Below are 12,954 nucleotides of genomic sequence, written 5' to 3' on the forward strand. Positions count from 1 at the left end.
CGTGCGGAGGATCCCCAGCGGTGCACCTCAGCCATGGCCCGGGCCTATCACGCGCTCAGCCCCGGCCAGGAGTCTCCGCGCGCGCCGGGGTCTCAGCTCCGGGCGCTGATCTGCCGGCGGCGCAGACCGACCAGACCGAGGGCCGCCGCCACGACCGCGATGAGCCCGAGCCAGAGCAGCGGCAGCCACTGCACCGGCTCGACCGGCACCTGAGCCATGTGGTGCAGCGGGGAGAGCGCGAGCACCCAGTCCGGCACCTCCAGGAGGGTCGCGAAGTTGCCGACGAAGATCATGACGCCGACCAGGGTCCACCCGACCGGAGCCAGCAGCCGCGGTGCCCAGCCGACGAGCAGCGTGCAGATCCCCAGGGTGACGAGCGCCGCGGGCAGCGTGTTGACGTGGGCGAGGAATCCGTCGCCGACGAGCGCACCGGTGCCGGTGACCCCGGCCGCCGCGACGCCGACGAGCAGGCCGGTGACGAGCATGACGGCCACGGCCCCGAGGCCGATCGCCAGCACGTGCGACAGGCCCCAGGCGGTGCGGCCGGTCGGCGTGGCGAGCACCGCCTGGGCCCGGCCGGAGTCCTCCTCCGCCTTGAGGCCCTGCACGGCATACACGATGAAGGCGGCCGTGAGATAGCCGCTGAAGACCGAGAGGAAGGCCAGGTATCCGGCGGCGAGCTCGCCCGCGCCGAAGACCTGCTGCAGCGCGTCGGGCATGTTCTCGGCCGAGTCCAGCATCACCTGGGTGAAGAGCCCGTCGACCACCCCGAGGACGGCGATGGCGAAGCCCCAGGCCAGGACCGGGCCGCGCTGCAGCCGCGCTGCGAGACCCCAGACCGTGCCCAGCGCCGGGCCCGCCTCGCCGCGGCCGGGACGCGCGGCCAGCAGCCCCGCGCCCAGGTCACGCCGGTCCTGCAGCCCGAAGGCGAGCGCCGTGGTCGCCGCCGCGAGGCCGACCGACAGCAGCAGCGGCCACCAGCGGTCGAGCACGTAGGGGGCGGTCTGGCTGGCCCAGCCCAGCGGGGAGAACCACGACAGCGTGCTGCCGCCCTCGGCAGCCATGTCGCCCAGGGCGCGGAGCGCGAAGGAGATCCCCAGCACGAGACCGGCCAGGCCCGAGGCGGAGCGGGAGTACTCCGAGAGCTGCGCGGTGACCGCGCTGACCCCGGCGAACGTCATACCGGTCAGGGCGACCCCGACGCCGACCAGCAGCGAGCCCGTCGTGGCGAAGTCGTTGGCGAGCGCCATCGCGGTGATCGCGACCGCCGCCGCGAGGTTGGTGATCACCGCCACGACCAGCGCCGCGGTGAGCCGGGCGTGCCGGCCGGTCACGTTGGCCCGCACCAGCTCGGCGCGGCCGCTCTGCTCCTCGACCCGGGTGTGCCGGGAGATCAGCAGGATGTTCATGAGCGCGGCGAGCAGGTAGAGGTAGAGCGTGTAGCCGCCGGCGAAGAAGGTCTCGTAGCTTGGCGGGTCCATGCCGTAGGCCGGACCGGCGAACATGCGGCCGATCGGCTGGCTCAGCAACGGGCTGGCGGCCGCGAGGTCGGCCTCGGTGGGCGCGACCTGGGGCAGCGCGGCACCGATGTAGATGACGAAGAGGCCCAGCCCGGCGACCCAGGCGGGCAGCTTGATCCGGTCGCGCCGCAGCATGAAGCGCACCAGCGTGCCGGTCCCGGCGAGCGTGCCGCTGCCGCGGGTATGCCGTGGCGCCCCGTGGGCGGGTCCGCTCCGGTCGGTCGGTGGGCGGCTGGCCGAGGCGTCGTGGTCGCGGATGGCGGTGCTCATCGCGTGGCCCCCTCCTCGACCGAGCGCCGCGAGTGGTTGCCCTGAGCCCCGCCGGACGTCGCCTGTCGTTGCTCGCCGTAGTGGCTCACGAGCAGCTGCTCTAGCGTCGGCGGGTGGGCCGTGATCGACCGGACCCCCAGCTCGCCGAGCCGGCTGACCACCGGGCCGACGTGCTCGCCGTCCACCTCGAGCCGCACCTGGTCGTCCTCGGTGGTGACGTCGTGGACGCCGGTGAGCGAGGCCATACCGTCGGCCGGGCGGTCGGTGCGCGCCACGATCGTGGTGCGCGTCATGTGGCGCAGGTCGTCCAGGCTGCCGGTCTCGACGACCCGGCCGGCGCGGACGATGGAGATACGGTCGGCGAGGACCTCGACCTGGGCCAGGATGTGGCTGGAGAGCAGCACGGTGGTCCCGGCGTCGCGGGCCTCGCGGATGCAGTCCTGGAAGACCAGCTCCATCAGCGGGTCGAGACCCGCCGTGGGCTCGTCGAGCAGCAGCAGGTCGACGGGGGAGGCCAGGGCGGCGATGAGCGCGACCTTCTGCCGGTTGCCCTTGGAGTAGGTGCGGGCCTTCTTGGTGGGGTCCAGGTCGAAGCGCTCGCACAGCTCGCTGCGGCGGGCCTTGTCGAGCGTGCCCCGGAGCCGGGCGAAGAGGTCGATGGCCTCACCTCCGGTGAGGTTGGGCCACAGCTCGACGTCACCGGGGACGTAGGCCAGCCGGTGGTGCAGCGCCACGGCGTCGTCCCACGGGTCGGCGCCGAAGAGGCGTGCCGTGCCGCCGTCGGCCCGGAGCAGTCCGAGCAGGACGCGGATCGTCGTGGACTTGCCGGCGCCGTTGGGGCCGAGGAAGCCGTGGACCTCGCCCGGGGCGACGGACAGGTCGAGGCCGTCGAGGGCACGGGTGCTGCCGAAGGTCTTGACCAGGGCGTTGGTCTCGATCACGGGACTGACGGTGGTGTTCATGCGGTCTCCTCCGTGGTGTCGTCGGTGTCGCCCGAGAAGATGAAGGCCTGCTTCGCCCGCTCGGTGAGGAGCCCCTCGGAGAAGAGCTCGAGCATCGTCTGGGTGTAGAGGTCGGTGCTGCCCTCGCCGATGAGGTCCTCGCCGAGGAGGCGCTGCATGTGCTCGTGGAGGACCAGCGCGCCGAGCGACCAGAGGGTCAGGATGACCACCCGGGCCCGCGGGTTCGCGCTGGGCAGGACCAGGCCGGTCTCGACGCCCTGGGCGGTGTAGCCGACGGCGTCCTCGACGAGGTCGTCGACGAACTCGTCCAGCCGCGGGCTGCCCTCGGAGAGGGTCCGGGCGAGGTAGCGCAACGCCGGTCGTGCCTGCGCCACGCGGGTGTCGACCTGGATCGGCGGGCCGCCGAGGCCGGCGCGCATGGTCTCGGCCTTGGACTCGCGGATGAAGGCGAGCACCCGGTCGTCGCAGGCCTCGCGCAGCTTCTCCTTGGAGCCGTAGTGGTGGATGACCAGCGGTGGGGACACGCCGGCCTGCTCGGCGATGGCCCGGACGCTGGTCGCCTTCACCCCGTGCCGGCCGAAGAGGTCGATCGCCGTGGTGAGGATGCGCTCGAGCCCTGGCTCGGCGGGGGTCTCGTCGGTCGCCTGGCTGACCATGTGTTCAGCATGGCACTGACTGAACGTTCAGTCAACACTTCTCTGACCACGTCCCCACCGAGCGTCGCGCATGGTTGGCTCGACCCCCGCAAGAGCGTCAGTCGAACGGCGCGAGCAGCCCCTTGAGGAGCTGGGCGAGCTCGGTCTGACGCTGCGGTGAGAGCCCCTGCAGCAGCCGTCGCTCGTCGGTCACCAGGTCGGCCAGGGCCGCGTCGACGACGTCCCGACCCTCGGCGGTCAGCCGCACCAGCTTGGAGCGCTGGTCCGCCGTGGATGCGGCGCGGTCCACGAAGCCGCGTCCCTCCAGCCGCGCGAGCCGGTTGGTCATCGTGCCGCTGGTGACCAGGGTCTGCCGCACCAGCTGGGTGGGAGTCAGCTCGTAGGGCTCACCGGCGCGGCGCAGGGCCGAGAGCACGTCGAACTCCCACGACTCCAGCTCGTGGGTGCTGAACGCGTGCCGTCGGGACAGGTCGAGATGCCTGGACAGGCGGGAGACCCGGGAGAGCACCTCCAGCGGGGTGACGTCCAGGTCCGGGCGCTCGCGCCCCCAGGCCGCGACGATGCGATCCACCTCGTCGTCCGGTCCCTGGCTCATGCCTCCCACAGTAGGCGAGGACCCGGGAGGGGGTGAATCAGCGGAACTGACCCTCGATCCGGTCGAGCTCGTCCCCGGTCAGCCGCAGGTCGGCGGCGCGCACCGAGTCGGTGATCGACTCCGGCCGGCTGGCGCCGGGGATCGGGATGACGTGCCCGCCGAGGCTCAGCTCCCAGGCGAGCACCACCTGCTGCGGGCTCACGCCGCGCTCGGTCCCGATCTCGTGGAAGGCGGGGTAGGTCACCCCAACGTCGCTCGCCGACCCGGTGCCGCCGAGCGGGCTCCAGGGGAGGAAGGCGATCCCGTGCTCACCGCACATCTCGAGCTCGTCGCGGCTGGAGCGGAAGCGCGGGGAGAACTCGTTCTGCACCGAGGCCAGCCCGCCCTCGCCGAGCACCTCCAGCGCCACCTCGATCTCCTCGACGTCGGCGTTGGAGATGCCGACAGCCCTGATCTTGCCCTCGTCCTGCAGCTCCTTGAAGGTCTGGATCACCTCGCCGTAGACCCGCCAGCGGTCGGGGCGGTGCCACTGGTAGAGGTCGATGGTCTCGACCTCCAGCGCGCGCAGCGAGGCCTCGACGGCACCCCTCAGGTATGCCGGTGACCCGTCGCGACCCCAGTGCTCGCCCTCGGCGCGGGTGATGCCGCCCTTGGTGCCGACGACGACGTGGCTGGTGTCGCCGTAGCCCTGGAGCGCCTTCGCGACGACCCGCTCGTTGTGCCCCATCTGGTCCCAGCTGGGAGCGTAGATGTCAGCCGTGTCGACGTAGGTCACCCCCGCGTCGAGGGCGGCGTGCACCGTGGCGATCGCCTGCTCCTCGCTGGGCTGCGGATCCTTGCCCAGCGAGAACGGCATCGCCCCCAGGCCGATGGCGGAGACGGTGAACGGGCCCAGGCGACGGGTCTGCATACCGACGACCCTAGGCGGTGGGCTCCCCGGGCAGGAATCGAACCTGCGTCGCTAATCCTGATTCAAAGTCAGGCGGCCCCTACCAGCAGAGCAACCGGGGAACGTGCCGCAGCACCCCGCCAGCCTAACGGCCGGGCTCAGCTCTTGGCCCTGGTCCGCAGCGTCGGACGGGCCTCCATGCCGGCGAGGCCGTTCCACGCGAGGTTGACCAGGTGCGCCGCGACGTCGTCCTTCTTCATCTTGCGCGAGTCGAGCCACCAGCCGCCCGGGATGGCGACCATACCGACGAGCATCTGGGCATACAGCGGGGCGGTCTTGGGGTCCAGCCGCCGCCGCCTGAACTCCGCGGCGAGGATGTGCTCGACCTGGGTCGCGATGTCGCTGATGAGCGAGGCGAAGGACCCGGTCGACTGCCCGGGCGGGCTGTCCCGCACGAGGATGCGGAAGCCGTCGGTCGAGTGCTCGATGTAGTCCAGCAGCGCCATCGCCGCCGCCTCGAGCAGCGCCCGGGCATTGCCCTCGTGCGCGGTGAGCGCGTCCGTGATCTGTCCGAGCAGCGCCTGGATCTCGCGGTCGACGACGACGGCGTACAACCCCTCCTTGCCGCCGAAGTGCTCGTAGATCACCGGCTTGGACACCCCGGCCGCCTCGGAGATCTGCTCCACGCTCGTGCCCTCGAAGCCCCGCTCGGCGAACAGCGAGCGACCCACCTCGATCAGCTGCTGCCGCCGCTGCGGGCCGGTCATCCTGTGTCGGGAGGTCTTCGCGCTGGAGCTCACCACCCCATCATGCCAAGGGCGGGTCGCGGCGCGATCCTGCACAGGTACAGTCGGTCCCGTGACGTCCCACCACCCCGCCGCCGTCATCATCCTCGCCGCCGGGCAGGGCACCCGGATGAAGAGCTCCATCCCCAAGGTGCTGCACCGCATCGGTGGTCGATCCCTCGTCGGGCACGCGATGTATGCCGCCCGCCAGGCCTCGCCGGAGCACCTCGCCGTCGTCGTCCGGCACGAGCGGGAGCGGGTCGCCGCGCACGTCGCCGAGGCCGACCCGGGCGCGATCGTCGCCGACCAGGACGAGGTCCCGGGGACCGGTCGCGCCTGCGAGTGCGGGCTCGGCGCCCTCCCCGACGGTCTCACCGGCACGGTGCTCGTCACCATGGGTGACGTGCCGCTGCTCTCCGGCGAGACCCTGCGCGAGCTGACCCGGGTGCACGAGGAGCGCGGCTCGGCGGTGACCCTCCTCTCCGCCGTCGTGGACGACGCCGGCAGCTACGGCCGCGTCGTGCGCGACGGCGACGGCGAGCTCGCCGAGATCATGGAGTTCAAGGACGCGGTGAAGCGCCGCGACGCCGGCGACCCGGACTACGGCCACGTCGTCGACATCCGCGAGTTCAACTCCGGCATCTACGCCTTCGACGTCGAGGTGCTGCGCCGCGCGCTGGACCAGGTGGGGCAGGCCAACGAGCAGGGCGAGAAGTACCTCACCGACGTCATCAAGATCGCCCGCGAGGAGGGTCGCACCGTCGTGGCCCACCCGGTCACCGACCTCATGCAGACCGAGGGGGTCAACGACAAGGTGCAGCTCGCGGCCCTCGGCAAGGAGCTCAACCGCCGGGTCGTCGAGCGGCACATGCGCGACGGCGTCATCGTCGTCGACCCCGCCACCACCTGGATCGACGCCGACGTCACGATCGGCCAGGACACCGTCGTGCGGCCCGGCACCCAGATCCTCGGCGCGACGACCGTCGGCGCCGAGGCCACGATCGGCCCGGACACGACGCTCACCGACTGCGAGATCGGCGACGGCGCGAGCGTCGTGCGCACCCAGGCCGAGCACGCGGTGGTGGGCGGCGACGCCACGGTCGGCCCGTTCTCCTACCTGCGCCCCGGCACCGTGCTCGGCGAGGGCGGCAAGATCGGCGCCTTCGTCGAGACCAAGAACGCCGACATCGGCCCGGGCGCCAAGGTCCCGCACCTCACCTACTGCGGCGACGCGACGATCGGGGAGGGCGCCAACATCGGCGCCGGCACGATCTTCGCCAACTACGACGGCGTCGCCAAGCACCGCACCACGGTCGGCCGGCACAGCTTCGTCGGGTCCGACTCGGTGCTCGTCGCGCCGGTCGACATCGCCGACGGGGCGTATGTCGCGGCCGGCTCCACCATCGAGGGCCGGGTCGGGCCGGGCCAGATCGCGGTCGCCCGCGCCCGCCAGCGCAACGTCGACGGCTGGGTGGCGCGGCGGCGCGCCGGGACCGCCACCGCGGCGGCCGCCGAGGAGGCGACCGGGACCGGTACCGGTGGCGAGGGCATACCGCAGGACGAGCCGAGCACGGAGGAGAGCTGATGGGGATCCACAAGACGACCGAGAAGAACCTCATGGTCTTCTCCGGCCGGGCGCACCCGGCGCTCGCCGACGAGGTCGCCGCCGAGCTGGGCACCAATCTCGTGCCGATGCAGGCGCACAGCTTCGCCAACAGCGAGATCTACGTCCGCTTCGACGAGTCGGTCCGTGGCTGCGACGCCTTCGTCATCCAGAGCCACGTCGCGCCGGTCAACGAGTGGATCATGGAGCAGCTCATCATGGTCGACGCGCTCAAGCGCGGCTCGGCCAAGCGGATCACCGTGGTGCTGCCGTTCTACGGGTATGCCCGCCAGGACAAGAAGCACCGCGGCCGGGAGCCGATCTCGGCCCGGCTCATCGCCGACATGTTCAAGACCGCTGGCGCCGACCGGCTGCTGACCGTGGACCTGCACACCGCCCAGATCCAGGGCTTCTTCGACGGCCCGGTCGACCACCTCATGGCCACGCCGATCCTGTCCAAGCACGTCAAGGAGAAGTACGGCGACCGCCAGCTGGCCGTCGTCTCCCCGGACGCCGGCCGGATCAAGGTCGCGGAGTGGTGGAGCAACAAGCTGGGCGGCGTGCCGCTGGCCTTCATCCACAAGACCCGCGACGTCACCCGCCCGAACGAGTCCGTCGCCAACCGGGTCGTCGGCGAGGTCGAGGGCCGCACCTGCATCCTCGTCGACGACATGATCGACTCCGGTGGCACGATCTGCCAGGCGGCGGAGGCGCTCATGAAAGACGGTGCCAACGAGGTGGTCATCGCCGCCACGCACCCGATCTTCTCCGAGCCCGCGGTCGAGCGGCTCGCGAAGTCCGTGGCGACCGAGGTCATCGTCACCAACACGCTGCCGCTCTCGGACGAGGCGCTGGCGATGGACAAGCTCACCCAGCTCTCGATCGCCCCCCTCGTCAGCCGGGCCATCCGTGAGGTCTTCGAGGACGGCTCGGTCACCTCGATGTTCGAGGGCCGCGCCTGACCCAGGCACCTGCGGACGATTTCGCCGCCCGGGGGCCGCGGCGATAGACTGAGCGGCGTTGCCTCGGCGAGGGATGCTGCGTGGTGTCCGTCATCGACGAAGAGCTCACGGTGGTTGCTGCCCCGCGCCGTGTCCCGCGTCGAGGCCCGACCAGATCCCACCGCATACCCCTGAACGAGGTCCTATCCCATGGCTGACGAGCTGAAGATTCCCGCCGAGAAGCGCACCGAGTTCGGCAAGGGTGCTGCCCGCCGCATCCGGCGCGCCGACAAGGTGCCCGCCGTCCTCTACGGCCACGGCACCCCACCGCTGCACCTGTCGCTGCCCGGCCACGACACCATGCTGGCGCTGCGCCACAGCAACGCCGTCCTGACGCTGGACGTCGAGGGCGAGTCGCACATGGCCCTGGCCAAGGACGTGCAGCGCGACCCGATCAAGCGCTTCATCGAGCACGTCGACCTCGTCGTCGTGCGCAAGGGTGAGAAGGTCACCGTCGAGGTCGGCGTCCACATCGAGGGCGAGGCCGCCCCGGAGACGGTCGTCACCACCGACTACAACGCTCTCGAGGTCGAGGCTCCCATCACGAGCATCCCCGAGTGGCTGGTCGTCTCGGTCGAGGGCCTCGAGGCCGGCACCCAGATCCTGGCCGGCGAGGTCGAGCTGCCCGACGGTGTCACCCTGGTCACCGACCCGGAGGCGCTGGTCGTCAATGTCTCGCAGCAGGTGTCCGAGGAGGCCCTGGAGGCCGAGCTCGCCGAGGCCGAGGCCGAGGTCGGCATCGAGCAGGAGGAGTCCGACGACGACGCCGAGGCTGCCGATGGTGGCGAGTCCGAGGACGAGGCCGAGGGCGGCGAAGACACCGAGGCCAAGGACGACTGACCCCGTGGCAGGCGCTCCGGCGCCTGCGGCGTGATCGCGACGTGGCCGCGTCCGGGTGCTCCCGGGTGCGGCCACTGTCGCGTCACGGCCCTCGATCGGTGGAGGAGGAACGATGAGCGAGGCACCCTGGCTCGTGGTCGGCCTGGGCAACCCCGGTCCGAGGTATGCCGGTCACCGGCACAACATCGGTGCGATGGTGGTCGAGGCGATGGCGGCCTCGGCGGGGGCGAGCCTGCGCGAGCACAAGGCGGGCCGGGCCTGGGCCGCCGAGGTGCGGCTCGGGACGCTGCCGGGAGGACTGCCCGGCCCGCGTGCCGTGCTCGCCCGGCCCATGACCTACATGAACGTCTCCGGCGGCCCCGTCTCCGGGCTCACGAAGTTCTACAAGGTGCCGGTCGAGCAGGTGGTCGTTGTGCACGACGAGCTCGACATCGAGCCTGGGCAGGTCCGGCTCAAGCGGGGTGGCGGCGAGGGCGGGCACAACGGACTGCGCTCGATCAGCCAGTCCCTCGGCAGCCGGGACTACCTGCGGGTCCGCCTGGGCATCGGCCGCCCGCCCGGCCGCCAGGACCCGGCCGACTACGTGCTCTCCGACTTCCCGGCGCGCGACCGCACCGAGGTGGAGCTGCTCGTCGGCGACGGTGAGGACGCCGTCATCGACCTGGCCCAGCGTGGCCTGGAGGCCACCCAGCAGCGCTTCCACGTGCGCTGAGCCCAGACCCACCGGTCCGGGCGGGGGCCGGGCTCAGCCCTGGCTCTTGAGCTGCTGCAGCCGGGCCTCGATCTCGGCGTCCCCGCTGCTGCTCTCCAGCTCGGCGAACTGGTCCTCCAGGCTGGCCGACTGCGCCTCGGCGCGCCCGGCGACCATCGCCTCCTGCTTGCGGATGGAGTCCTCCCACCGGGACAGGTCGCTGCTCGGGTCCATGACGTCGATCGAGGACATGGCGTCCTGGACCTTCTCCTGCGCCTCGACCGAGCGGGCCCGGGCGACGAGCGTGCTGCGGCGCGACTTGAGGTCCTCCAACTTGGTCTTCATGGTGACCAGACCGCCCTTGAGCTGCTCGACCGTCTCGTTCTGCTGGGCGATGGTCGGCTCGGCGTTCTTGACGTCGTTCTCGTGCTGGATCTGGCGGCCCAGGGCGACCCGCGCGAGGTTGTCGAACTTGTAGGCGCCGTCCGGGTCGCCGGCGCCGCGCATCTCCTCGGCCTTCGCCGACGCGGCCGCCGCCTTGCGTCCCCACTCGGCCGCGGCCTCGCGGTCGGTCTGCAGGTCGGCCTCGGCCATGCGCACGTTCGCGATGGTCTGCGCCACCGCCTCCTCCGCCTCGGCGATCGAGTTGGAGTAGTCCCGGACCAGCTGGTCCAGCATCTTCTCCGGGTCCTCGGCGCGGTCCAGCAGCGCGTTGATGTTGGCCCGTGCCAGCTGGCTCACCCGGCCGAGGATCGTCTGCTTCTGCGTCATCTGGTCTCATCCTTTCTCCGCCCGCGAGGTCGCGGGTCCTGCTGGTCTGATGTCGAGGGTATGACGTGCGTGCGCCACCTCCGGTTGCGCTGCACCAGGACTGCTCAGAAGCGGCCGCCAGAGAAGTTCCCCCCTCCGCCGCCACCGAAACCACCACCGCCGAAGCTGCCGCCACCGAATCCCCCGCCGCCGCCGAAACCGCCGCCGGAGAAGCCACCCCCGCCCCAGCCGCCACGGTGCCGGTGCGAGCTGCCGGCACCGGAGAGGATGCCACCGAGGATCACCGACCAGGGGTCGATGCCCCGGGACCGGCCCCGGGAGTAGGGCGAGCCGAGGCCGCCGGACCCGCTGCCCCAGTGGTCGGTGTCGCGCTGCGCCTCGGTCAGCGCCTGCTCGCCGAGCTGCTCGGCGCGGGTGAGCAGGTCCATCGCGGCGGTCGGCGACTTCGACGCGCGGGTGACGGCGTCGTCGTAGAGCCGCAGGGCCTCGGAGATGCGGGTGCGCGCAGAGCTGTTCACCGCACCCCGCGCGGTGGACACCGTCTGGTCGATGCTGCGCAACCGTGCCCCGACCCGGCTGACGCGGGCCTCGAAGTCGCCGCGCAGCTTGGCCTGGTGGCGGTCGGCCTCGCGCAACGGCTCCAGCAGGGCGTCGAGGGCGTGCTCGGCGGCGTCCAGCTCGGCCAGCGCGCGCAGCGGATCCCCGCCGCGCCCGCTGCCCTGGGCCTGCTCGATCGCGGCGCGGGCCCGCTGGACGGCCTGGGCGATGGTCGGCTCGCCCCCGTGCGGGCGGGCGTCCTGCAGGTCGGCGGACAACGAGGCGATGCCCTCGGCGATCGCCTCGTCGGCGCCACGCAGCTGGGCGTCCGCCTCGGCGACCTGGTCCAGCAGCGCCGCGGCCTGTCCGATCGACTCCTCCGCGGCCCGGGCGGCCGCGACGGCGGAGGCCCGGTCGTCCCGCTCCAGCGACTGCCGTCCGGCGGTGACGAAGCCGTCGGCCGAGTCCAGCAGGTTGGTCGAGCGCTCCAGGTTGGCCCGCACCGTGGCCAGCGCCTGCTCGGGGTGACGCGCGCGCAGGCCGCTCAGCTCCTGCTCGGCGACGGGCAGCCGGTCACGGGTCTCACGGGCCCGGGTCTCGAGCTCGGCGAGGAACTGCGGGGCACGGTCCTGCAGCGAGCGGAGCCGCGCGAACTCCTCGGTCTGCGCGTCCAGCTCCTGCCGGGACTGCCCGGTCAGCTCCAGGATGCGGCCGAGCATGCCGCGCTGGACGCTCTCCGCCTCCTCCGAGTCGTCGTCGAGCTGCTGCCGCAGCGCGAAGGCCTCCCGGGCCGCGGCCCGCGCGCGCTCCAGCGCCGCGCTGAAGGCCTGGGTCTGCTGCTCGCCGAACTGCGCCCGCGCGAAGTCCAGCTCCTCACCCGCCGAGCGCACCGCGTCGTCCATCCCCACCAGGGCCTCCGAGGCCTGCCGGTGCAGCTCGGGCAGGCTCGGGCCCTGCGCCCGGTCCGGCGCCGTCGCGCCCGGGTCGGGACGGCGCCGCACCCGCTGGGCGACCATGGCGACCCCGCCGATGGCCAGCGGGGCGAAGAACAGCAGCGGGAAGGCGCCGCCCAACCCGCTCCCGGAGGACTGCGGATAGACGTCCTCGCCGTCCGGCACGCTCACCCCGCCCGAGGACGGACCCTGCTCGTGCTCCCGGGCGAAGCCGTCGACCGCGCCCTCGATCGCTCCCGCCCAGTCGCCCTGGGCCAGCCGCGGCTCGACGTCCTCGAGCTGGATCGTCTGCAGCTCTGCGTCGCTCAGCGTCTCCCCGATGTCGCCGAGCCCGTAGGCCCGCTGGTCGACGGCGACGGCGAGCACCAGGTCACCGGCACCCATACCGGACTCCTGCGAGGTGAGCTCGGCCCACTCCGGGCCGTCGATCGTGGACCCCGAGGTGTCGGTGAAGGTGTCGACATAGGCCACGAAGAGTTGCAGTCCCGTCTCCTCACGCAGCGTCTCGATCTGCTCGGCCGCGCTCTGCTCCTCGGCGTCGGTCAGCGCGTCGACGGGGTCGAAGACAGCGTCCTCGAGGTAGGTCGGCTCCTCCGCCGCCGCCGGCACGGCGACACCGGAGGCGGCGAGCGCCAGGGCTGCGACGAGGACGTGGCGGGGACGCCGGTGGCGCCCCGCCCCTGCGCGATGTGTCGAACGACTCACGTGGCGATCCTGCCCGACCGCACCCGCCCGCGCCACCTCCGACGCGCGGCGGCCCGTCCGGACGCGGTCGCCGCCCGCCCGCGCGTCGCGGCCCCCCGGTCGGCGCGCCGTACACTGATCCGGCAGCCGCGACCGGTCTCGCCCGCTGCACCCTCACCCTGTCTGACGCGCTCGCC

At 72.4% G+C, this 12,954-nt stretch carries 12 protein-coding genes and 1 tRNA gene; 4 read left to right on the forward strand and 9 right to left on the reverse strand.

What is annotated here, in order from left to right:
• Positions 1 to 92: 92 nt before the first annotated feature.
• From BJF86_RS04825 to BJF86_RS04855, 7 genes are all read right to left on the reverse strand, one after another.
• The gene (locus BJF86_RS04825; protein ID WP_075817174.1) at positions 93 to 1,790 is read right to left on the reverse strand and encodes an ABC transporter permease; all 1,698 of its coding nucleotides are present in this window, start codon (positions 1,788 to 1,790) and stop codon (positions 93 to 95) included.
• A complete protein-coding gene (locus tag BJF86_RS04830; protein WP_075817175.1) occupies positions 1,787 to 2,752 on the reverse strand; it encodes an ABC transporter ATP-binding protein in 966 nt (321 codons plus the stop codon). Before BJF86_RS04830 ends, BJF86_RS04825 begins: the two co-directional genes overlap by 4 nt.
• Positions 2,749 to 3,408 carry a TetR family transcriptional regulator gene (locus BJF86_RS04835; protein WP_075817176.1) on the reverse strand — a complete coding sequence of 220 codons (660 nt, stop codon included), beginning with the start codon at positions 3,406 to 3,408 and terminating at the stop codon, positions 2,749 to 2,751. Before BJF86_RS04835 ends, BJF86_RS04830 begins: the two co-directional genes overlap by 4 nt.
• A gap of 97 nt (positions 3,409 to 3,505) precedes the next feature.
• Positions 3,506 to 4,003 (reverse strand): MarR family winged helix-turn-helix transcriptional regulator, encoded by a 498-nt coding sequence (locus tag BJF86_RS04840; protein ID WP_075817177.1) that lies wholly within the window; start codon positions 4,001 to 4,003, stop codon positions 3,506 to 3,508.
• 37 nt (positions 4,004 to 4,040) lie between these two features.
• On the reverse strand, positions 4,041 to 4,913 hold the full coding sequence (locus BJF86_RS04845; RefSeq protein ID WP_075817178.1) for an aldo/keto reductase: 873 nt from the start codon (positions 4,911 to 4,913) through the stop codon (positions 4,041 to 4,043).
• A 22-nt stretch (positions 4,914 to 4,935) separates the two neighbouring features.
• Positions 4,936 to 5,014 (reverse strand) — tRNA-Gln (locus BJF86_RS04850).
• Positions 5,015 to 5,050: 36 nt separating this feature from the next.
• Complete coding sequence (locus BJF86_RS04855) at positions 5,051 to 5,659, reverse strand: TetR/AcrR family transcriptional regulator (protein ID WP_075810741.1); 609 nt, start codon at positions 5,657 to 5,659, stop codon at positions 5,051 to 5,053.
• 91 nt (positions 5,660 to 5,750) lie between these two features.
• Between BJF86_RS04855 and glmU the strand changes: the two genes are divergently transcribed.
• The 4 genes from glmU to pth all read left to right on the forward strand — a co-directional run bounded on the left by glmU (position 5,751) and on the right by pth (position 9,833).
• A complete protein-coding gene (gene glmU / locus BJF86_RS04860) occupies positions 5,751 to 7,262 on the forward strand; it encodes a bifunctional UDP-N-acetylglucosamine diphosphorylase/glucosamine-1-phosphate N-acetyltransferase GlmU (RefSeq protein ID WP_075817179.1) in 1,512 nt (503 codons plus the stop codon).
• A complete protein-coding gene (locus tag BJF86_RS04865; RefSeq protein WP_075817180.1) occupies positions 7,262 to 8,242 on the forward strand; it encodes a ribose-phosphate diphosphokinase in 981 nt (326 codons plus the stop codon). The genes glmU and BJF86_RS04865 overlap by 1 nt, the downstream gene beginning before the upstream one ends.
• A 189-nt stretch (positions 8,243 to 8,431) precedes the next feature.
• A complete protein-coding gene (locus BJF86_RS04870) occupies positions 8,432 to 9,121 on the forward strand; it encodes a 50S ribosomal protein L25/general stress protein Ctc (RefSeq protein ID WP_075817181.1) in 690 nt (229 codons plus the stop codon).
• A 112-nt stretch (positions 9,122 to 9,233) separates the two neighbouring features.
• Positions 9,234 to 9,833, forward strand: a complete 600-nt coding sequence (gene pth / locus BJF86_RS04875; RefSeq protein WP_075817182.1) for an aminoacyl-tRNA hydrolase — start codon at positions 9,234 to 9,236, stop codon at positions 9,831 to 9,833.
• A 33-nt stretch (positions 9,834 to 9,866) separates the two neighbouring features.
• Here the strand turns inward: pth and BJF86_RS04880 are convergent, their stop codons facing one another.
• Positions 9,867 to 10,583, reverse strand: a complete 717-nt coding sequence (locus BJF86_RS04880; protein WP_075817183.1) for a PspA/IM30 family protein — start codon at positions 10,581 to 10,583, stop codon at positions 9,867 to 9,869.
• Positions 10,584 to 10,687: 104 nt separating this feature from the next.
• Complete coding sequence (locus BJF86_RS17870) at positions 10,688 to 12,778, reverse strand: TPM domain-containing protein (RefSeq protein WP_075817184.1); 2,091 nt, start codon at positions 12,776 to 12,778, stop codon at positions 10,688 to 10,690.
• Positions 12,779 to 12,954: the final 176 nt, after the last annotated feature.

The organism is Serinicoccus sp. CNJ-927, from assembly GCF_001942435.1.
In the GTDB taxonomy this organism is placed as follows: Bacteria; Actinomycetota; Actinomycetes; order Actinomycetales; family Dermatophilaceae; genus Ornithinicoccus; species Ornithinicoccus marinus.

Bases quoted from the DNA above. Each gene is read 5' to 3' on its own strand.
- BJF86_RS04855 (WP_075810741.1), bottom strand. From the start codon at position 5,659: ATGACCGGCCCGCAGCGGCGGCAGCAGCTGATCGAGGTGGGTCGCTCG.
- BJF86_RS04830 (WP_075817175.1), bottom strand. From the start codon at position 2,752: ATGAACACCACCGTCAGTCCCGTGATCGAGACCAACGCCCTGGTCAAG.
- BJF86_RS04870 (WP_075817181.1), top strand. From the start codon at position 8,432: ATGGCTGACGAGCTGAAGATTCCCGCCGAGAAGCGCACCGAGTTCGGC.
- BJF86_RS04840 (WP_075817177.1), bottom strand. From the start codon at position 4,003: ATGAGCCAGGGACCGGACGACGAGGTGGATCGCATCGTCGCGGCCTGG.
- BJF86_RS04880 (WP_075817183.1), bottom strand. From the start codon at position 10,583: ATGACGCAGAAGCAGACGATCCTCGGCCGGGTGAGCCAGCTGGCACGG.
- BJF86_RS04845 (WP_075817178.1), bottom strand. From the start codon at position 4,913: ATGCAGACCCGTCGCCTGGGCCCGTTCACCGTCTCCGCCATCGGCCTG.
- BJF86_RS04865 (WP_075817180.1), top strand. From the start codon at position 7,262: ATGGGGATCCACAAGACGACCGAGAAGAACCTCATGGTCTTCTCCGGC.
- BJF86_RS04825 (WP_075817174.1), bottom strand. From the start codon at position 1,790: ATGAGCACCGCCATCCGCGACCACGACGCCTCGGCCAGCCGCCCACCG.
- pth (WP_075817182.1), top strand. From the start codon at position 9,234: ATGAGCGAGGCACCCTGGCTCGTGGTCGGCCTGGGCAACCCCGGTCCG.
- BJF86_RS04835 (WP_075817176.1), bottom strand. From the start codon at position 3,408: ATGGTCAGCCAGGCGACCGACGAGACCCCCGCCGAGCCAGGGCTCGAG.